At 69.7% G+C, this 19,663-nt stretch carries 21 protein-coding genes; 14 read left to right on the forward strand and 7 right to left on the reverse strand.

Annotated elements, in window-relative coordinates; all coding sequences use genetic code 11:
* Positions 1-3: 3 nt before the first annotated feature.
* Positions 4-1,227, reverse strand: coding sequence for an ammonium transporter (locus ACWD3H_RS29015; protein WP_451957239.1), 1,224 nt, complete (start codon positions 1,225-1,227; stop codon positions 4-6).
* A gap of 342 nt (positions 1,228-1,569) precedes the next feature.
* Between ACWD3H_RS29015 and ACWD3H_RS29020 the strand changes: the two genes are divergently transcribed.
* The 8 genes from ACWD3H_RS29020 (at position 1,570) to ACWD3H_RS29055 (ending at position 8,581) form a co-directional block, all read left to right on the forward strand.
* Complete coding sequence (locus tag ACWD3H_RS29020) at positions 1,570-2,472, forward strand: urea transporter (protein ID WP_355548016.1); 903 nt, start codon at positions 1,570-1,572, stop codon at positions 2,470-2,472.
* A 21-nt stretch (positions 2,473-2,493) separates the two neighbouring features.
* The gene (locus ACWD3H_RS29025; protein ID WP_355548019.1) at positions 2,494-2,802 is read left to right on the forward strand and encodes an urease subunit gamma; all 309 of its coding nucleotides are present in this window, start codon (positions 2,494-2,496) and stop codon (positions 2,800-2,802) included.
* 138 nt (positions 2,803-2,940) lie between these two features.
* Positions 2,941-3,375: an urease subunit beta gene (locus tag ACWD3H_RS29030; RefSeq protein ID WP_451957240.1), complete on the forward strand. Its 435-nt coding sequence runs from the start codon at positions 2,941-2,943 to the stop codon at positions 3,373-3,375.
* 6 nt (positions 3,376-3,381) lie between these two features.
* Entirely contained in the window at positions 3,382-5,103 is a 1,722-nt protein-coding gene (gene ureC / locus ACWD3H_RS29035) for an urease subunit alpha (RefSeq protein ID WP_355548022.1), read from the forward strand.
* Positions 5,103-5,801 (forward strand): urease accessory protein UreF, encoded by a 699-nt coding sequence (locus ACWD3H_RS29040; RefSeq protein ID WP_451957241.1) that lies wholly within the window; start codon positions 5,103-5,105, stop codon positions 5,799-5,801. The genes ureC and ACWD3H_RS29040 overlap by 1 nt, the downstream gene beginning before the upstream one ends.
* Before the next feature lie 11 nt (positions 5,802-5,812).
* The gene (ureG, locus tag ACWD3H_RS29045; protein WP_451957242.1) at positions 5,813-6,448 is read left to right on the forward strand and encodes an urease accessory protein UreG; all 636 of its coding nucleotides are present in this window, start codon (positions 5,813-5,815) and stop codon (positions 6,446-6,448) included.
* Positions 6,430-7,374, forward strand: coding sequence for an urease accessory protein UreD (locus tag ACWD3H_RS29050; RefSeq protein WP_355548032.1), 945 nt, complete (start codon positions 6,430-6,432; stop codon positions 7,372-7,374). Before ureG ends, ACWD3H_RS29050 begins: the two co-directional genes overlap by 19 nt.
* Positions 7,375-7,471: 97 nt before the next feature.
* The gene (locus ACWD3H_RS29055; RefSeq protein ID WP_451957243.1) at positions 7,472-8,581 is read left to right on the forward strand and encodes an acyltransferase family protein; all 1,110 of its coding nucleotides are present in this window, start codon (positions 7,472-7,474) and stop codon (positions 8,579-8,581) included.
* A gap of 46 nt (positions 8,582-8,627) precedes the next feature.
* On the opposite strand, the gene ACWD3H_RS29060 is transcribed toward ACWD3H_RS29055, so the two are convergent.
* Positions 8,628-9,080: a VOC family protein gene (locus tag ACWD3H_RS29060; protein WP_451957244.1), complete on the reverse strand. Its 453-nt coding sequence runs from the start codon at positions 9,078-9,080 to the stop codon at positions 8,628-8,630.
* Positions 9,081-9,146: 66 nt separating this feature from the next.
* Here ACWD3H_RS29060 and ACWD3H_RS29065 point away from each other — a divergent pair, with 66 nt between their 5' ends.
* From ACWD3H_RS29065 to ACWD3H_RS29075, 3 genes are all read left to right on the forward strand, one after another.
* The gene (locus ACWD3H_RS29065; RefSeq protein ID WP_451957276.1) at positions 9,147-9,746 is read left to right on the forward strand and encodes a TetR/AcrR family transcriptional regulator; all 600 of its coding nucleotides are present in this window, start codon (positions 9,147-9,149) and stop codon (positions 9,744-9,746) included.
* 90 nt (positions 9,747-9,836) lie between these two features.
* The gene (locus ACWD3H_RS29070) at positions 9,837-10,859 is read left to right on the forward strand and encodes a sensor histidine kinase (protein WP_451957245.1); all 1,023 of its coding nucleotides are present in this window, start codon (positions 9,837-9,839) and stop codon (positions 10,857-10,859) included.
* 55 nt (positions 10,860-10,914) lie between these two features.
* Entirely contained in the window at positions 10,915-11,580 is a 666-nt protein-coding gene (locus ACWD3H_RS29075) for a response regulator transcription factor (protein WP_350923148.1), read from the forward strand.
* On the opposite strand, the gene secY is transcribed toward ACWD3H_RS29075, so the two are convergent.
* The 3 genes from secY to ACWD3H_RS29090 form a co-directional block, all read right to left on the reverse strand.
* The gene (secY, locus tag ACWD3H_RS29080) at positions 11,555-12,868 is read right to left on the reverse strand and encodes a preprotein translocase subunit SecY (RefSeq protein WP_355548049.1); all 1,314 of its coding nucleotides are present in this window, start codon (positions 12,866-12,868) and stop codon (positions 11,555-11,557) included. The two genes, ACWD3H_RS29075 and secY, sit on opposite strands and share 26 nt — an antisense overlap.
* 198 nt (positions 12,869-13,066) lie before the next feature.
* Positions 13,067-13,339, reverse strand: a complete 273-nt coding sequence (locus ACWD3H_RS29085; RefSeq protein WP_355548052.1) for a hypothetical protein — start codon at positions 13,337-13,339, stop codon at positions 13,067-13,069.
* A complete protein-coding gene (locus ACWD3H_RS29090; RefSeq protein WP_451957246.1) occupies positions 13,336-13,974 on the reverse strand; it encodes an HNH endonuclease family protein in 639 nt (212 codons plus the stop codon). Before ACWD3H_RS29090 ends, ACWD3H_RS29085 begins: the two co-directional genes overlap by 4 nt.
* A gap of 293 nt (positions 13,975-14,267) precedes the next feature.
* Between ACWD3H_RS29090 and ACWD3H_RS29095 the strand changes: the two genes are divergently transcribed.
* Positions 14,268-14,747 (forward strand): hypothetical protein, encoded by a 480-nt coding sequence (locus ACWD3H_RS29095; RefSeq protein WP_355548058.1) that lies wholly within the window; start codon positions 14,268-14,270, stop codon positions 14,745-14,747.
* Between the two features lie 166 nt (positions 14,748-14,913).
* On the opposite strand, the gene ACWD3H_RS29100 is transcribed toward ACWD3H_RS29095, so the two are convergent.
* Positions 14,914-16,383, reverse strand: coding sequence for an MFS transporter (locus ACWD3H_RS29100; protein WP_355548061.1), 1,470 nt, complete (start codon positions 16,381-16,383; stop codon positions 14,914-14,916).
* A gap of 82 nt (positions 16,384-16,465) precedes the next feature.
* On the opposite strand from ACWD3H_RS29100, the gene ACWD3H_RS29105 reads away from it, so the two are divergent.
* The gene (locus tag ACWD3H_RS29105; protein WP_451957247.1) at positions 16,466-17,146 is read left to right on the forward strand and encodes a winged helix-turn-helix transcriptional regulator; all 681 of its coding nucleotides are present in this window, start codon (positions 16,466-16,468) and stop codon (positions 17,144-17,146) included.
* A 406-nt stretch (positions 17,147-17,552) separates the two neighbouring features.
* Here the strand turns inward: ACWD3H_RS29105 and ACWD3H_RS29110 are convergent, their stop codons facing one another.
* Positions 17,553-18,080, reverse strand: coding sequence for a signal peptidase II (locus tag ACWD3H_RS29110; protein ID WP_451957248.1), 528 nt, complete (start codon positions 18,078-18,080; stop codon positions 17,553-17,555).
* Between the two features lie 409 nt (positions 18,081-18,489).
* Here ACWD3H_RS29110 and ACWD3H_RS29115 point away from each other — a divergent pair, with 409 nt between their 5' ends.
* Entirely contained in the window at positions 18,490-19,017 is a 528-nt protein-coding gene (locus ACWD3H_RS29115; RefSeq protein WP_451957249.1) for a COG4315 family predicted lipoprotein, read from the forward strand.
* The last annotated feature ends 646 nt before the right edge of the window (positions 19,018-19,663 follow it).

Here is a 19,663-nt window from a genome sequence, read left to right on the forward strand (position 1 = left end):
GGCTCACCCCTCGGCAAAGCCCACATCCGAGCCGACGCGCTGCTCCTCCTCGGTCGCTCGCATCCGGAACAGCTTGTCGACCACTTTCCCGATGATGAACGTGACGATGAAGCTGTACAGACCGACGGCCAGGACACCGACCACCTGCTTGCCCAGCAGCGCGATCGAACCGCCGTAGAAGAGGCCGGGGGTTCCGACGAGCTCGCCGGTGGCGAAGAACCCGAGCAGCAGGATGCCGGTGATGCCGCCGGCCCCGTGGAAGCCTGTCACGTCCAGCGTGTCGTCGTAGCCGAGGACCAGCTTCATCTCGACCGCGTACGTACACACGATGGCGGCGACGATGCCGACGACGAGCGCGCCCTCGACGTTGACGAACGCGCAGGACGGGGTGATGGCCACCAGTCCGGCCAGGACGCCGTTGGCCGAGCCCATCCTGGTCAGGTGCCGGAAGCGGATCCACTCCACCAGCCGCCAGGTCAGCATCCCCGCGCAGCCCGCGATCATCGTGCTGAGAAACGCCCTGGCGGCCAGCGGGCCGTCGGTCAGCGCGGAGCCCGCGTTGAAACCGAACCAGCCGAACCAGAGCAGGGCCAGGCCGAGCAGGACCAGGGGGATGTTGGCGGGCTGCGGGGCGTCCTTGCGCCGGAAGGCGACACCCGGCCCGAGCACCAGTGCGAGTGCCAGCCCGGAGATGCCCGAGTTCAGCTCGACGACCAGCCCCCCGGCGAAGTCCAGCACGCCCCATTGCTTGAGCCAGCCGGTGCTGGAGAACACCCAGTGGGCGACCGGCGCGTAGACCAGGGTCATCCACAGGACGCCGAAGAGCATCCATGGGCCGAACCGGGCCCGTCCCGCGATCGAGCCGCTGATCAGCGCGACCGTGATGATGGCGAAGGTCAGCTGGAACAGCGCGAAGACGTACGTGGGGATCTGCTGGTACAGCGTCTCGGGGGTGATGTTCGCGAACCGGAAATCGCTCCAGCCGATGAGCCCGGCGCCACCGAGGTCCCTCCCGAAGGCCAGCCCGTATCCGTAGGCGAACCAGATGATGGTCACCAGGCTGATCGAGATGAAACTCATGTAAAGCGTTGTCAGCAGATTCTTGGAACGGACCATGCCGCCATAAAAGAAGGCCAGCCCCGGAGTCATCAGCAGCACCATCGCGGTGCTGGTCAGCATCCAGGCCGAATCACCGGTGTTCAGCCCGCTTGATATCCAGCTGCTCATTCCGACTGACATTATTGGGCCCCTTCGTCTTGTTTGCTCCTTCGGCTCTTTTTGCGCCTGCCGACAGAGATGCCCTAGCTCACATGGTTGGCGTCTAAGTCAGGAGTTAACCTCAGCACCTTTGATATTTGACCAAATGCTGGCCTTGGTTGATTTTTGCCGGTTCGGCACATGGAAAGTAGTGCTGTGTGCCCACATCGTGGATTCACCTTTGATGGCCGTCCATGGGCAGGACGCGTGTCAGTGGCGGGAAGGGCGACGTTTATGACATCGGCGTTTCCGCCGTCGGGCTCACCCGGAGGTGAGCACCCTGTCGGGGGGCGCCGCGCGCTGGAGTACCTGTTGACGATCCCCCGGGGGGTCGCGCAGGTCGACCTCCAGCCCAACCACTGGACGGGCCTGATCTTCATCGTCGCGTTGTTCGTCGGCGGCTGGCGGTTCGGCGTCTTCGGCCTGCTGGGCACGCTCGTCGCCACGGCCACCGCGTACCTGTTCGGCGTCACCTGGGACCGGGTCTCGGTGGGGCTGGAGGGGTTCTGCGGCACGCTGATCGGTGTCAGCCTGGTGCTCTACCTGGAAGCCCGGTGGATGACCGTGCTCCTGGTCGTCGCCGGGGCGATCGCCGGGAGCGTGCTCACCTCGGCGCTGAACGTGCTGCTCACCCCGTACAACCTGCCGACCTTCACCGCGCCCTTCTGCGTGGTCACCAGCGTGATGGTGATCGGCGGGCCGTCCTTCAGCCGGATCTGGGCGGAGCACGCGCGCTCGGCCCCGCCGTCGGCCACCGCTCCGGGCACCGCGATGAGCTGGCACGACTTCTGGCGGGGCACGCTCAGCGGCATCGGCCAGGTGTTCTTCCAGAACCAGTGGTACGTCGGCCTGATCTTCCTGATCGGGCTGTTCGTGGCCGGCTGGGTGACCGGGCTGGTGGCGCTCCTGTCCAGCCTGGTCGGCCTGCTCACCGGCTGGGCGCTGGGCGCGCAGGCCGCCGATCTCGGGGCCGGCCTGTACGGCTACAACGCCGTGCTGGCCGGGCTCGCACTGTGGGGCACGTTCATGCTGGTGAACCGGGTGAGCGCGGTCTACGCGGTGATCGGCGTGGTGTCCGCGGCGGCGCTGACCGCCGGTATCGGCAACCTTTTCGCCGTTACCGGCGGCCACACCCTCACCTGGCCGTTCGTCCTGGTGACCTGGGTGTTCCTGGCGGCCATCCCGATGTTCACGAAAATCCAGCGCGCCGGATAGCCGTGCGGAGAAAGGACCCCGATGAATCTCACACCACGCGAGATGGACAAGCTGCTCATTTTCCTCGTCGCCCAGATGGCCGAGCAGCGCCGCAGGCGCGGGCTGAAGCTGAACTACGGCGAGACGGTGGCGCTGATCAGCTCGGCGATCGTGGAGGCGGCACGGGACGGCAAGACGGTCGCCGAGTGCATGGAGCTGGGCAAGCAGGTGGTCGGGCCCAACGACGTGCTGCCGGGCGTACGCGGGATGCTGAAGCTGATGCAGGTCGAGGCCGTCTTCGACGACGGCACCAAGCTGGTCTCCTGTCACGATCCCGTCGGTGGGAAGTGATGCCCGGGGAACGCGCGCTCCTACGGCTCGGCGGACCGTCGTCCGCGGTGGCCGGACATCACCACGACCACGACGATGACCACGACGACCATCACCACGGCTTCCGGGCGGTGGCGAACCTGAGGGGGGCGACATCCCATGTCGGATGACGACGTCTACATCTACGGCGAGGGACAGATCGAGCTGAACGCCGGTCAGCCCAGGGTGAAGCTGACCGTGCACAACACCGGTGACCGGGCCGTTCAGGTGGGCTCGCACTTCCATTTCTTCGAGGCCAACCGCGCGCTGAGGTTCGACCGCGACAAGGCGTTCGGCAAGCGCCTTGACATTCCGGCCGGTACCGCCGTCCGGTTCGAACCCGGAGACACCAAGGAGGTAAAGCTGGTCGAGTACGGCGGGGGCCTGCGGATCGTCGGCTTCGGTGGACTGCTCAACGGAAGCGTTCGCTCGCACGAGGCGCATCGCAAGGCGCTGAAAAGAATGCGCGAACGCGGTTATCTCGACGAGCCGGGCAGGTCCGCGGCGGCTTCGTCGAAGAAGAACGGCTCCTCAGGCTCCGCGAAGAAGGGCTGAACCCCGATGACCACGATCAGTCGTAAGCAGTACGCGACCATGTACGGCCCCACGGTGGGGGACCGGATCCGCCTCGGGGACACCAACCTCGTCGTCGAGGTGGAGAAGGACCACACCGAGGGGCACTACGGGGACGAGGCGCAGTACGGGGGCGGCAAGACGGCACGCGACGGGATGTCGGCCGACCCCGCCTCGCGGAACGCCACGGCCGCCCTGGACGTGGTGATCACCAACGCGGTGGTCATCGACCCGATCCTGGGCATCGTCAAGGGCGATATCGGTATCAAGAACGGCAGGATCGCCGGGATCGGCAAGGCGGGCAACCCGCACACCCAGAACGGGGTCGACCGGCGGCTCGTCATCGGCGCGGGCACCGAGGTGATCTCCGGCGAGAACCTCATCGCCACCGCCGGAGCGATCGACACCCACGTCCACTTCATCTCCCCGCAGCAGGCGCAGAACGCGCTGAGCAACGGGATCACCACCCTGGTCGGCGGGGGAACCGGTCCCGCCGACGGCACCCGTGGCACCACCTGTACCCCGGGACCGTGGAACATCGCCCGCATCCTGCAGGCGTACGAGGCCATTCCGATCAACATCGGGGTGTACGGAAAGGGGAACAGCAGCCTGCCGGGTTCCCTGGAGGAACAGATCCGGGCGGGCGCCTGCGGGCTGAAGGTGCACGAGGACTGGGGGACCACGCCCGCCGTCATCGACTGCTCGCTGTCCGTCGCCGACGAGTACGACATCCAGATAACCATCCACACCGACACGCTGAACGAGGCCGGGTTCGTCGAGGACACCATCAGCGCGATCAACGGCCGCGCGATCCACACGTACCACTCCGAGGGCGCGGGCGGCGGGCACGCCCCCGACATCCTGCGGGTGACCGGGGAGCCCAACGTGCTGCCGGCCTCCACGAACCCCACGCTGCCCTACACCGCCAACTCGGTGGACGAGTTGCTGGACATGACGATGGTCTGCCACCACCTCAGCTACGACGTCCCCGAGGACGTGGCGTTCGCGGAGAGCCGGGTGCGCGCCGAGACCATCTCCGCCGAGACCGTCCTGCACGACCTGGGCATCATCAGCATGATCGGGTCGGACTCGCAGGCGATGGGCCGGGTGGGCGAGTCCTTCACCCGCACCTTCCAGATCGCCCACCACTGCAAGGACAAGCGGGGGGCGCTGCCGGAGGACTCCGCGCGCAACGACAACTTCCGGGTGCTGCGCTACCTGGCCAAGCTGACCATCAACCCGGCCCGCACCTGCGGGATGGCCGACACGATCGGCTCGCTGGAGGACGGGAAGCTGGCCGACATCGTGCTCTGGCAGGTGCACTCCTTCGCGGCCAAGCCCTACCTGATCGTCAAGGGCGGCATGATCAGCTGGGCCCCGATGGGCGACCCGAACGCGTCCCTGCCGACGCCGCAACCGGTCTACTACCGGCCGATGTACGGAGCCTTCGGCACCGCGCTGAAGGAGACCTGCGTCACCTTCATGTCGCAGGCCGGGATCGACGCGGGCGTGCCCGAGCGGCTCGGCCTGGAGCGGACCGTCCGGGGCGTACGCCAGTGCCGGACCGTCGACAAGCGCCACATGCTGCGCAACTCGACGCTGGCCGACATCATGGTCGATCCGGAGACCTACAAGGTCTCGGTGAACGGCAAGCCGGTCAGCATCGAGCCGGCCACCAAGCTGCCGCTGAACAGGCTCTACTTCATCTGATGAGCCTGACCGACCTGGGCCCGCTGCTCGCCCAGTTGCAGCTCACCGACTCCGGCTTCCCGAGCGGGCTGTACACGCTCTCGCACGGGCTGGAGGGGTACGTCCAGCTCGGGGCGACCGGATCGGCGGACCTGCGTGGCCTGCTGACCGACCTGCTGTACAACTCGGTGGGGCCGGGGGACGCGACGGCCCTGGTGCTGGCGCACCGCGCCGCCGGAGCGGGCGACTGGGACCGGCTGGTCGAGGTCGACCAGCGGCTGCACGCGATCAAACTCAACCGCGAGCAGCGTTCCGCCTCGGTCAGGACCGGCCGGCAGGTCCTCGACACGGCGGTGTGGGCGTTCGCCTCGCCGGAGGCGGCCCGGCTGGCGGCCCTGGTGGCGGAGAGGGCCGTGCCGGGCAACCACGCGGTCGTGGTCGGCGTGATCCACGCGGGCATGGGCGTGTCCGTCGCGCACGCGGTGGCCGGTGACCTGTACGCCTTCGCCGCGGGCTGGACGGCGGCGGCGGTGCGGCTGGGCCGCACCGACTTCCGCCGGGCCCAGCGGATCCTGGGCGAGGTCCGGCCGGACCTCGCCCGGGTCGCGCGGGCGGCGCTCGCCGCCGAGGACCCCATGGACCTGAACGGCTCGGTACCCATCGCCGACACGGTCTCGGCCGCGCACGAGCGGGCGGCGGCCCGTCTGTTCATCACCTGAAAGGGCACGAGATGGAACCGCGGAAGGTGTTCAAGGTCGGTATCGGGGGGCCCGTCGGATCCGGCAAGACGGCCCTGATCGAGATGCTGGTCCCCATCCTGATCGCCAGGGGGCACAGCCCCGGCGTGATCACCAACGACATCTACACACAGGAGGACGCCGAACACGTCCGCCGCACGATGGCCGGGGTGCTCGACTCCGAGCGGATCGTCGGGGTCGAGACGGGGTCCTGCCCGCACACCGCGGTCCGTGACGATCCGAGCATGAACCTGGCGGCGGCGGCCGAGCTGCTCGACCGGTTCCCCGACATCGACATGCTGCTGTTCGAGAGCGGCGGCGACAACCTGACGCTCACCTTCAGCCCGGTGCTCGCCGACGTCTACATCTTCGTCCTGGACACCGCCGCGGGCGACAAGATGCCGCGCAAGCGCGGCCCGGGCACCACGGACTCCGACCTGCTGGTCATCAACAAGATCGACATCGCCCGGTACGTGCGCACCGACCTGTCGGTGATGGAACGGGACGCGCACACGGTGCGCGGGGCGGGGCCGGTCGTGCTGACCGACTGCCTGGCCGGCACCGGTGTCACCGAGGTCGCCGACTTCATCGAGGCGCGGCTGGAGGCGATGTGCGCTCCGGGGCGGTGATCGACCATCTGGTCCCGGAGCGCTACCAGCCGGAGTGGCTGCCGGGCTCGGTGGCGCGCCATGCCGCCGACCTGGACATGCTGCCGGTCGGCAGCCCCGGCAAGGTCGGGATCCTGCACCTGGCGTTCGAGCGGGCCGGCGGGCGGACCGAGCTGACCGGTCACTACCAGAAGACGCCGCTGCAGATCGCCCGCCCGCTGTACTACGACCCCGAGCGCCCGGACATGCCGTACCTCATGTTCATGTCTTCCGGCGGCGGCGTTCTCCAGGGCGACCGCTACCGCGTCGACGTCTCCTGCGGCGAGGGCTCGTCCGTCCACCTGACCACCCAGGCCGCCACCCGGATCTACCGGATGGAACAGGACTACGCCACCCAGCTCGTCAATCTCACCGCGGGGCCGGGCGGCTACCTGGAGTACCTGCCGGACACCACGATCCCGTTCGCCGGCTCGCGGTACTACCAGCGGCTCCGTGTCACCGTCGCGGCGGACGCGACGGTGGTGCTGGGCGAGACGCTGATGGCCGGCAGGCTGGCGCGGGGGGAGCGGCACGCGTACACGGCGTACTGCAGCGACGTCGAGGTGCGTGACACCTCGGCACGGCTGCTCTTCGCCGACCCGCTCCGCCTGGTGCCGGGGGAACGGCCGGTGACCGGACCCGCGGTGATGGCCGGATTCGGACTGCTGTCCTCCCTGTACGTCGTCACCGCCGCGCAGCCCGCGCAGGTCGTGGCCGACACGATGCACGCGGTGCTCGCCGGCACCGGGTTGCGGGCCGGTGCCAGCGTCCTGCCCGGGGACCGGGGCGCCTGGGCCCGCATCCTCGGGGACAGGTCTCCCGAGGTCGAGGCGGCTCTCCACCGGACCTGGAACGCCGTCCGCGAGCTGCTCCTGGGAGTGCCCGCGCCGGACCGCCGCAAGCAGTGACGCCCGTCCACGGAGAGGCGGGCCGGTTCACCGGGCTGTTGACACCGCGGACCGGGCGGCACCCGAGAACTAGTTTCTATCGCCTAAAGTCGGGCGAATGGCCCCGACTCCCTCCCGGCTGGCCTGGCTGGACGCCCTGCGGGGACCCGCCGCGCTGGCCGTCGCGCTGCACCACTCCGGGTGGACCTTCATCCCGGACCTCTGGGCCGAGGTGGACCGCAGGATCGACGTCGGCACCTGGGGCGTCTTCGTGTTCTTCCTGGTCAGCGGCTATATCATCCCCGCCTCCCTGGAGCGGCGCGGCGACCCGCGGGTCTTCTGGGTCGGCCGGGCATTCCGCCTCCTGCCCCTGCTGCTCGCCGCGCTCGGCCTGGCGTTCCTGCTCGCCTACGCCGGTGCGTTCGCCCTCCACCCGGGCGTGAGCGCCCGCCCGGCGCCGCTCGTCGCCCTGGGGAACCTGACGATGCTGCAGGAGCTGCTCGGCGTGCCCGCCGTCATCGACGTGATGTGGACGCTCTCCTACGAGATGGCGTTCTACCTGATGGCGGTCGGGCTGTTCACCGTGCGGCAGGCGCACCGGTCGGCGGCGGTCGCGATCGTCCTGGCGGTGTCGGCAGTACCTCTCGGACTCCTGCTGCCCCGTCCGGTCATCGGTGGCCGCGCCGACCTGGTCGCCGCGCTCCTCGGCGTCGCGGTCGTCGTGGTCATCGTGGTGTCGGCGGCCGCGCGCGGCGGGGCGCGCACGGCCGCCGCGGTGACGGGCGGCCTGCTCGGGCTGGCGCTGGTGGTCCTGGGCAGCAGGATCGGTGCCTGGCAGGGCCTGATCGTGCCGGCCATGATGTTCGCCGGTACGGCCGTCTACCGTGCCGAGCAGGGGACGATCCGATGGCCCGCCGCCATCGCCGCCGTGCTGACGGTCCTGGCCTGCGGGGCCCTCGCCAAGGACGATCCCGGTTGGGCACCCGCGCTTTTGCTGGCCGCCGCCTTCTTCGGCGGCGCGTTCGCGCTGCGGCACAGGTCGTTCCCCCGGTGGCTCGCCCACCTCGGGGTGATCAGCTTCTCCCTCTACCTGCTCCACCCGCTCCTGCTGCGGGTGAGCCCGAACCTTCCGCTCTTCTTCCTCGCGCTGCTGCCGCTCTGCTACCTGACCCACCGGCTGATCGAGGCCCCGGCCCAGCGCCTCGGCAGGCGGCTGGGCCGGGGCTGAACCGCTTGGTCCGCGGAGAGACCGGAACAGCCGGAGCCGCACCGGGTCACGGAGCGGCGTACTGTCCGGCGTAGGCGGCGGACGGCTCGGTCGGGGTGATCACGTCGATGAGCACGCCGTCGGGGGCGGCCACGATGAAGTGCCGCTGCCCGAACTCCTCGGTACGCAGCGTCAGCTCGACCGGGAGTCCCGCCCGTCGTACCAGCCTGTCGTGCTCGGCGTCGACGTCGGCCACCTCGAAGTTGAGGATCAGCCCTCGCACCGCCGAGCGGTACTTCTCCGGCACGGTCGGATGGTCGTGGTCGACGAGCGCCAGCTCGTAGTACGGCGGCTCCGGCCGTCGCAGGCTCACGTACCAGTCCGCCTCGAACACCGTCTCGAAGCCGAAGAACCGCTGGTAGAAGTCACGGGACTCGGTGATCCGATCGGTGCAGACGACCGGGTAGAAGCTGGTGAGGGACTTGCTGAGGGACTTGCTGAGGGACTTGGTGAGGGACACGGCCCCCTCCTTTCGACATATTCACATACCATCGGTATGTGAGGTTAACATACCATCGGTATGCCAATGATGGAGGCCGCGATGGATCGGGCACGGCAACGACTGGAGACCAGGCGCACGCTGGTGACGGAGGCCAGGACGCTGTTCGCGCGGCACGGGTACGCCGCGGTGAGCCTGGCGCAGATCGTCAGGGCGGCGGCCGTGACCAAGGGCGCGCTCTACCACCACTTCGACAGCAAGGCCGCCCTCTTCCACGCGGTCGTCGAGCAGGTGCAGCGGGAGGTGGGCGAGCGGGTCTCGGCGGCGGCGGACGCGCACGACGACCCGTGGGAGCAGCTGGTCGCGGGATGCCGGGCCTTCCTCGCGGTGAGCCGCGACCCCGACATACAGCGGATCATGCTCGTCGACGGCCCCGCGGTGCTCGGCTGGAACGAGTGGCGGGCCATGGACGAGGCGTCCTCGGCGCGGCACCTCAGCGAGGCGCTCGTCACGCTGATCGAGGCGGGGGTCATCGCCCGCCGACCCGTGGAGCCGTTGGCCCGGCTGCTGTCCGGCGCGATGAACGAGGCGGCCCTGTGGCTGGCCCGCTCGACGGATCCCGGCGACCTCCCGGCCGTCACCGAGGAGCTGTCGCGCCTGCTGGAATCCCTGCGAGACCGCCGGTAGGCGGTCAGGGCACGCTCACCTCCGGGTCCGGACGGGACCGCCCGGCACTGGCTAGGATCGGTTCACCCGAGTCTGTTCTGATGGAGGACGGTGACCGAGCCCACGCATCCGGACGGCCGTCCGCACGCCTCCCTCGCGGCGGCCGCGGTGGCGCTTTCCCGCCTGGGCCGGGTCCGTGACCTGCCGGTCATCCTCATGCTGGCCTGGGTGGGCTGGCTGGCCATCCCGTGGCCGTCCAGCGGTCTCGTCCAGGCCCGCAGCGCGGCCAGTCAGCCCCTGGACGCGGGTGTCGCGGCCAGGTTCTCCGGCGCGGGTCTCCCGGCGGGCCAGGTCCTCGACGCGGAGACTTCGCGCGACCGGATCACGGGCACGGATGTCCCGGCGAGCTGGGGTCTGACCGCGGCGCCGGTCCGTCCGGCGCTGCTGGTGAAAACGGTCACCGAGCCGGTCGGCGAGACGGCGCGGGCGTCGACGAGCGCACGGGAGCTGATCGCCGCGGAGCGGGCGCGCATCGCGGGCGAGGTGCACGACGCCGCCGGGCACGGCCTCGCGACCATCGCCATGCAGGCCGGGGTCGCCCTGCTCATGCTCGACGAGCGGCCCGACCAGGTTCGCGAGTCGCTGGAGGCGATCCGCTCGACCAGCGTGCGGGCGCTCAACCAGCTCCGCTCCGCGCTCGACCTCATCGACCCGGTGGCCGCCGACCACGACCTGCTCCGGCTGATCGACGGAGTGCGCGCGGCGGGGCTGCCCGTCGACGTCGAACCGGCCGAGCCGAGCGTTCCCTCGCACCTCGAAGGCACGGTCTATCGCGTCGTGCGCGAGTCGTTGACCAACGTCCTGCGCCACGCCGGCCCGACCAGAGCCCTGGTCCGGGTCTCCGGCGACCCGGGCCGGTTCGTTCTGGAGGTCGCGGACAGGGGGAGCGGCCGTGCCGGAACGGACGAGGGCCGAGGGCTGGCCGGGATGCGGGTCCGGGTGACGGAGGCCGGCGGCGCCTTCAGCGCGGGCCCTCGCGAGGGCGGCGGGTTCCAGGTCGTGGCCTGCTTTCCCCGCGCACCGCACGAGGCTCCCCCCGGGCACGACGTGAAGCCTTCCCCGGACATCGCGTGAGGCCGGAGAGCTCCACGACCGACGCCCCGCGGTGGCTGACGCCGCAGGACACCTCGTGACTTCCCCGGCGGGCACGATCCGCGTGGCGCTCGCCGATGATCAGGCCGTCGTGCGCATGGGGCTCAGGGCGCTCATCGACAGGGAGCCCGACCTGGAGTTCGCCGGTGAGGCCGCGGACGGCGCCGCGGCTCTCCGGCTGCTCGGCGACACCCGTCCCGACGTCCTCCTCCTCGACATCCGGATGCCCGGCATGGACGGCATCGACACGCTGCGTGCCATCGCCGCCGATCCCGCGCTCAACACCACCCGGGTGGTCGTCGTCACCACCTTCGAGGTCGACCGGTACATCTTTGCCGCCCTCCAGGCCGGGGCCAGCGGATTCGTTCTCAAGGACAGCGCTCCCGAGGAGCTCACCCACGCGATCAGGGTCGTCGCCTCGGGCGAGGCCCTGCTCTCCCCGTCCGTCACCAGGAAGGTGATCGGGCTGTTCGGTCGGCACGACATCACCCCGGTCGAGGGCCTCGACACCCTCACTCCCCGGGAGCGGGAGATGGTCGCCTGGGTCGCCACCGGCCGATCGAACGACGAGATCGCCGCGGAGCTGGTCATCAGCCCCGAGACGGTTCGCACCCACGTCAGCCGCGCCATGGTCAAGTTGCACGCCCGCGACCGCGCCCAGCTGGTCGTCTTCGCGGTCAGATCCGGGTTGACGATCCCCTGAGAAAGCCCCGGTAGTCGCGCTGCTCCAGCTGCGCCTCGATCTGCTTCACCGTGTCCAGGCCCACCCCGACCATGATGAGGACCGTGGTTCCGCCGAACGGGAAGTTCTGCTGGGTCGCCGGATCGCGCAGCAGCATGAACGCGATGATCGGGATCAGCGACAGCGTGCCGAGATAGGCCGCTCCCGGGGCCGTCAACCGCGAGAGCACGAACCGCAGGTACTCCGCGGTGGGGCGTCCGGGCCGGATGCCGGGCACGAACCCGCCGAACCGCTTCATGTTGTCGGCCACCTCCGCGGGATCGAAGGTGATCGACACGTAGAAGTAGGTGAAGGCCACGATCAGCACCAGGTACGTCGTCACATAGACCGGGTGGTCGCCCGAGACGAGATAGCGCGCGATCCACGCCGCGACCGGTCCCGTGCCGCCCATCAGCTGCATCGCCAGCTGCGGCAGGAAGAGCAGGGACGAGGTGAAGATGACGGGGACGATCCCGGCCTGGTTGACCTTCAGCGGAAGGTAGGTCGAGGTTCCGCCGTACATCCTGCGCCCGACCAGCCGCTTGGCGTACTGCACCGGGATCCGTCGCTGCGCCTGCTCCATGAAGACCACCGCCGCCACCAGGAAGACGCCCGCGACCAGCATCGTCGCCAGGGCGAACGGGCTGAGCAGGAAGATGTTCGACATGTAGGAGGGGAACACGGCGATGACCTGCGTGAAGATCAGGATGGACATGCCGTTCCCGATCCCCCGGTCGGTGATCAGCTCGCCCAGCCACATGATCACGCACGTCCCGGCCACCAGGGTGACCACGATCACCGCGATCGTCATCGGGCTCCGGTCGTGCAGTATCTGCCGGTCACAGCCGGGAAAGATCCGGCCCGCGCGAGCCAGCGACACGACGGTGGTGGCGTTGAGCACGGCCAGTGCCACCGTCAGATACCTCGTGTACTGGGTGATCCTCGCCTGCCCCTGACGCCCCTCCTTCCTGAGCGCCTCCAGACGCGGGACCATCACGGTGAGCAACTGGATCACGATGCCGGCGGTGACGTACGGCATGATCCCGAGGGCGAACACCGACAGTTTCAGCATCGCCCCGCCGCTGAACAGCTGCAACATGTCGATGAGCCCGCCGCGGGTCGTGTTCAGGCACTCCCGCACCGCGACCACGTTCACGCCGGGCGCGGGCAGGATCTGCCCGAACCGGAACAGCGTGATCATCGCCAGAGTGAAGAGCATCTTCTTCCGGAGGTCGGGCACGCGGAAGGCACGAATGAGCATGGTCGGCATGCGCAGAGTCTGGGCGCGCGGCCGCGCCGGGACATCCGCTCACCCGAGGCTTCACCGTACGCAGATCCGCGTACCCTCTCATCGGCGCCTGGACGATCCCGGGCCGACCACGACCAGGAGCACCGCCCGCGCCGGCCTGGTACGCGCGAGAAATGCCCCGCTCCCCGCCGGCCGGAGAGCGGGGCGTCGACGGTGGTGTCAGCCGGTCGCCTGGGCGACGCCCTCGGGCGCGCCGTGCCGGATCATCGCCACCACCGCCTCGTGGATCCCCTCGCCACTGCCCGCCGAGACGGGGAGCGGGCTGCCCGTGGCGACGTACCACTCCTCCGCGCCGGTGTACTGCACGCGGACGGCGGCCTGGCCGCCGGCGATCTCGGTGACCACGGTGAGGTCTCCGGTGACGGTTCCCACCTCGTCGGTCATCACCCCACCGGGACCGGCGGTCACCTCGGACCGGTACCGCTCGTTCATTCCGCGTCGCAGGTGTCGAGCATGCTCTTCAGTGCCGCCCGCTCGGCATCGGTCACGGTGAGGTCGTAGTCGAATTTCACGTCGGTCCAGGCACGCGCGTAGGTGCACCAGTAACTCACCAGCGGCGGGCGCCACTGGTCGGGGCTCTGGTCGCCCTTGCTCCTGTTCGACGCGGCGGAAACGGCGATGAGCTGGGAGTTCTTCAGGTCGTTCGCGAACTCGCCCCGCTTCTCCGTGGTCCAGCCGTCGGCGCCGGAGCGCCACGCGTTGGCCAGGGGGACCATGTGGTCGATGTCGACCTGGCTCGCGGAGGCGATCATCCTCCCGTCGTAGGCCGACCTCCAGGTGCCGGAGACGGCCCGGCACCGGCCGTCCTGGAAGACGAGCGAGCCTTCCCTGGCGAGGACCTTCTCGCGCGTGTTGCAGGCGCCGCCCTGAGCGGACCAGTGCGGGAACTTGGCGCGGGAGTAGCCGGTCATCGGGCGCGGCTCCGCCGTCTTCAACTGGTCGAGTTCGGTTCGGGCGACGGTGACGGACGGCGGCTCGGGAAGAGCGGCCGGTGCCGTCGCGGCGATGGCGGGCAGGGACAGGACGAGGGCGGACGCCGCGGCGCCCGTCAGCATGAGGATCTTCACGCGCCAGCACCGTAATGATCGATACCGTCGCCCGGCCGATCCAGCGCGCCCTCATGGAGATCCCTGCCGGAGCGATGACGTGATCATGACTCGGGTGGCGCCGGCATCGGGAGCCGTTCGATCCCGGACCGCCGCGGTGCGGGTCCCTCGGCCGTCATAGAAGGGCGGGAATGCGTAATAGTGCACTCTCGGGGATGAGTGTGGATTCGTACGCAGAAGGGTTCTTCGTAGCTTTCTAACGTCTGTGGTGTCCGAACGACAAGTTTCCACACCGCACTCACGGGAGCATGAACATGAGCACGAAGCGCGCACTTCTCGCCGGAGCGGCCCTGGCCGGTTCACTGCTGGCCGGTGTGGCCGTGGCCCCGGCGGCGACGGCCTCGACCGCCGGCACGACGACCACCGCGACCGCCCCGCAGCAGGCACAGACCTTCAGCAAGCACTTCTTCGGCCCCTACTACTCCGGCTTCGGCCAAGGCGAGGACTTCGGGCACCGGTCCTACTTCAAGGGCTACTGGACCAAGGAGGGCGGCCGCTACTGGTTCTACGGCGACCTGTTCGACCGTGACCGCGACCGCTCCTACAGCTACGTGTGGTTCAAGTGGCACGACCGGTTCGGTTCGCACACCAAGGTCTTCAAGACCCTCGGTCACGGTGACATCGACCGGTTCGGCGGGTTCAAGGGGAGCAGCGGCTTCGACGACTTCAAGGTCCGGGTGTGCGAGGGCACCGACAAGTTCGACGACTGCGGCCGTTGGGGCGACGCCTTCTGACCTGATGGGCGTCTCCACACGGGGGTGCAGGGTCAGTGCACGGGGGCCCGGTCGACGATCGATCGGGCCTCATCGGGCGCCGGCCCGTCACCGTGGTCGAAGTCGGTCGCGAAGCGGTTCCCGCCCAGCGCGTCGCCGATCCTGTCGATATCCCGGAACGCCCGCCCTACCCGGCCTCGGCGACGACCGGGGTCCGGTGGCGGGTGCCGCCGGACCCGGTGCGCCCGCGAAGGCCGGACACCATGATGGCCGCTCCCGCGACGACCATCACGACCGGGACGAACAGGGCCGCGCGGAAGCCGTCGAGCCCCGCCAGGAGCGATCCGCCGGCCCCGGTGGCGGCGACGTTGACGGCGGTCGCCGCCGACAGGCCGAGCGCCGAGCCGAACTGGAACGAGGTGTACAGCAGGCCGCCGGCGACCCCCTGCTCCCTCTCGGGCACGCCGTCGGTCGCGGCGATGGTGAGCGGCCCGTACGCCAGGGCGAAGGCGAGACCGAGCAGGAGCATGGTCGGGAACATCGCCGCGTACGTCCAGTCGAGACCGACCGGCAGGAACAGGGCGTAGGCCACGGCGGCGAGGCACAGCCCGCCGAGGATCACCCGGACGTTGCCGAAGCGGTTCACCAGCCGGGGGGTGAGGGTGGGGGCCAGTACGGCGTCGATGCCGACGACCAGCAGGGCCAGGGCGGCCTGCAACGACGACCAGCCGCGCAGTTCCTGCAGGTAGAGGACGACGAGGAACTGGAATCCGAAGAACGAGCCGCCGAACAGCAGCGCGCCGAGGTTGGCACGGACGAGCGGACCCGAGCGCAGGATGCCCAGGCGTATCAGCGGTGCGGCCGACCGCCGCTCGATCGCGGTGAAGGCGGCGAGCAGCACGAGCCCGGCGGCGAGCGCGGCGACCGTCCAGCCCCATCCCGAGCCGGGGTCCTCCAGCCGGACGACCGCGAACACCAGCGCGAACATCGCGCCGGTCACGGTGATCGCACCGGCCAGATCGAAGCCTCCGGTGGAGCGGGGCGGGCGGCTGTCGCCGGGGATGAGGGCAAGGGCGGCGAGGAGGATCGCGGAGGCCAGAATCACCGGCGCGAAGAACACCCATCGCCAGCTGACCGTGGCCAGCAGGCCGCCGACGACGAGGCCGAGGGAGAATCCGGCCGCGGCCGTACCCGCGTAGACCAGCAGGGCACGGTTGCGCCGCGGCCCCTCGGCGAAGTTCGTCGTGATGATGGAGAGGCCCGCGGGCGCCATGAACGCGGAGGCCACTCCCGTCACGAAACGGGCGACGACGAGGACCCAGCCCTCGGTCGCGAACCCGCCCAGGCCGGAGAAGACGACGAAGACGCCGAGCCACGCCAGGAACATCCGCCGCCGGCCGAGCAGGTCGGCGGCTCGCCCGCCCAGCAACATGAAGCCGCCGTAGCCGAGTATGTAGGAGCTCATCACCCAGCTCAGCGATCCGGTGGTCAGGCCCAGATCGGCGCGGATCGACGGCAGAGCCACGTTCAGCATCGCCACGTCGATCCCCTCCAGGAAGATCGCGCCGCACAGCACGAGCAGCATGCCCCGGGCGCGCCCGCCGATGTGATCCGTACGGTCGGCGCCGCCGGGCGGTGGGGACAGTGGTGTGGACACGAGACGGCTCCTTGCGGGAAGGGAGGGACCGTGATTGGTTCCCTCTTGTAAGTAGTCGCATCATGAGGCACCATCAACGACCATGGAAGAAGGCACTTCGAAGTCACCGAGTCACTGCGCGGACACCGGCTCCCACGTCGACGCCCGGCAGTGGGACACCAGGGAGGACTGCGAGGTCCGCCAGATCCTCGACCGCGTCGCGGACAAGTGGTCGCTGCTCGTCATCGCGCTCCTCGACCGGCGCATCCTCCGGTTCACCGAACTGAGCCGGGAGATCGACGGCGTCAGCCAGCGGATGCTCACCGTCACCCTGCGCCATCTGGAGCGGGACGGCCTGGTGCGCCGCACTGTGCACCCCGTCGTGCCGCCCCGGGTCGACTACGAGCTCACGTCGCTCGGCGTGACCCTGCACGACACCATCCAGTCGCTCGTCACCTGGACGGAGCGGCACCAGAACGAGATCGCCGCCGCACGCGCGGACTACGACGCCCGCGCGGAGGCCGAGCCGGCCGTGGCGGGACGCGATGGCGCGCGGGGGGCGATGCGACGTGACAGCGCGACGAAACGCGACAACGTGACGGTCAACCGTAACGGAACATGGGTGGCGGCAGCACCGCGTAACGAAAGTCGTGCCGGGGTGGGCCCGTCGGGATGCGAGGTGTGCGGCGCTCCGATCCACGTCGCGCGCACGGGCAGGCCCGCCAGGTTCTGCGGCGCGGCATGCCGCCAGAAGGCACACCGCCGCCGCTCCGGCGTCCACTAGAGGGCCGCACCGCCGCGCCCGCCCACGTGGTCCGTGTGCACATCGACATCGGCGCCCTGGACGGCGCGGTGGCCGGAGGCCGGCACGGCGATCCGCAAGCGCCGCACAACCGGGTCCCGGCACGCTCGGCCTTCCAGGGGAGGCGGAGGAGAACGGGTGCGGGTTTCGGGGCGCGCTGCCATGCGCCTGCCGGCGGCATCCCCGTGCGAGCCGGTGGTCGCGGGAGTCAGCCTCGTCGTCAGAGGAGAGCCGGAGAGGGAGGAGGGGAAGGATCGGTCAGGGCCGCCACCTTGGCAGACCTCCGGCCTCCTGGAACCGCCGGAGACGGCTGTTCCGCCGGGTGAGACAGGGGCACGGCAATTCTCGTGACAGGGGCAGAGGGCCCGGGGGTGGTGCGGCTCGCGACTCAGGCATGCCCCCGGTCGGCCACCTCCCCGAGGGGGACGTCGCGCAGGCTGAGCAGCATGAGCAGGGCGCAGCTTCCGACGAGGGCGATGTCGGCGACGTTGCCGACGAACAGGCCGCCGTAGTCGATGAAGTCGACGACATGCCCCCGGCCGAACCCGGGGGAACGCAGGAGGCGATCAAGCAGGTGGGACGTGGCGCCGCCCAGAAGCCCGCCCAGCGCGACGGTCCAGGCGGCCGAGCGCAGCCGCAGCCCCGTGTACAGGATGCCGATGACCGCGATGGCCGCCGCCAGCGCGAACACCCACGTCGTGCCCGCCCCGATCGAGAACGCGGCACCGGGGTTGTACAGCAGCCGCAGCTGGATCAGCTGTGGGATCACCGGGATACGCTCGCCGTCCGAGAGCGCCGAGATCGCCCAGGTCTTCGAAGTCTGGTCCGCGATAAGGACCACTGCGGCCAGCGCGAGCATCCACCCGTACAGCCGTAGCCTTCCCCTCGGCGCCTGCGAATCCCGTCCGACCGCCACCTTTACCCCACAATCTGTAGTTCTCTCGCATCGAATCCAGAGAGCGGCCCTGCCCCTGAGCGTCGTGGGCGGGAAGGGTCGTGCTTGAGGAGCGATGTCGGTGTCGCGTGCGGGGCGGAGCAGCGTCTCGTCGGTGAGGTTACCGGTCGATGTGCTCTCGGGCACAGGCGTTGAAGGGGACACAGGGTGGCCCGGACCGTGGCGCCGCCCGGAACCTGCTCCGGCACCCGTTCGACGGCGGCTCCCAGCGGTGGTGGGGACCGGGACCTGTCCGGCCGGTTCGCCTCCACTGAGCGAGATGTCGGCGGTGAGCAAAGGCATGGCCAAGCGGTACGTGTCGTGGCCCCGTGCCGGGGGCGCGGAGTGTCTGCTGTGCAGCAGCAGTACACCGCTACCTGGAGGGTCGGAGATGAGGAAGTTGCTTCATGCCGGCGTGCTCGCGCTCGGGGTGTTCGCGGCCGGGTGCGGCGCCGGGGACGGGAGCGCGACCGAGCCGATGGTCGCGAACCAGGTCAACGCGTCGCCCACATCGCCGGGGACCCCTGCACCGTCTTCGCCCTCGGCCCCGTCGGGGACCAGGGCCGAGGTCCGGCTGGGAGATACGAAGATCGGAAAGGTACTGGTCGGCGAGGGGGGCCGCACGCTCTACCTCTTCGAGAAGGACAAGGGCGGGAAGTCGTCGTGTTCCGGCCCCTGCGCGCAGGCGTGGCCGCCGTACCTCACGGATGGAAAGCCCAGAGCGGGCAAGGGCGTCAAGGAGCAGCTGCTCGGCACCACCAAGCGGGATGACGGCACGACCCAGGTGACCTACAACCACTACCCGCTCTACTACTTCATCAAGGACACCAAGGCCGGCGAGACGACCGGGCAGGACCTCAACAGTTTCGGCGCCGACTGGTACGCGGTCGGCGCGGACGGGAAGAAGGTGCACAGCTGAGCGCGTCTCGCCCGGATCGGCGATGGGCTGCTCACATGTCATGACGGGAGGAAGTGGGTCCGCCGTCGCACCAAGGGTTGTTTGTCCAGTGCATGAGATATGTGCTGGACAAACCGGAAACCGCTAAACAGGTGAGTAAAGCCGTCGATGAGACGGCTCGCTGACCGAAGGGACGCCATGTGACATCCTCCCCGGTGTCGAGGCCGGAGATGTAGCCCTGCTCGCATCCGCGTACCTCCCCGACCGCGCCCGCCACGAGCGCCGCGAAAGCGGCTGGATGACGTGAGGCGCGCCCGAGCACCGGGACCCGTCTCCGCCCACATCGGTCCGCAGGCCGAAGTCGGTTCTGGCGGTGCCCGGCCGCCGGCCCTCCGCCGGGGAACGGAGGAGCCGGCGCTTCGCCACCGGATCGCATGAGAACGATTCCGAAACGGCGGCACGAGAACCCCCGCACCGTTTTCTCAAGGGGCCGGTGCGGGGGTGAGGTGCCCATCGGCGACGTCGTTTTCGACGGGCGCCGATTTCGTCATGTCCACGAGGGATTCTTGCCATCCACTGGACCGGTACGGCCAGGCATGGTTGCATCTCGCTTGTCCAGAATCGATCTTCGGGAGAAGACGAGCGACGATCGCGTGCCGGCGGGGGC

It is taken from the genome of Streptosporangium sp. NPDC002607 (genome assembly GCF_053592655.1).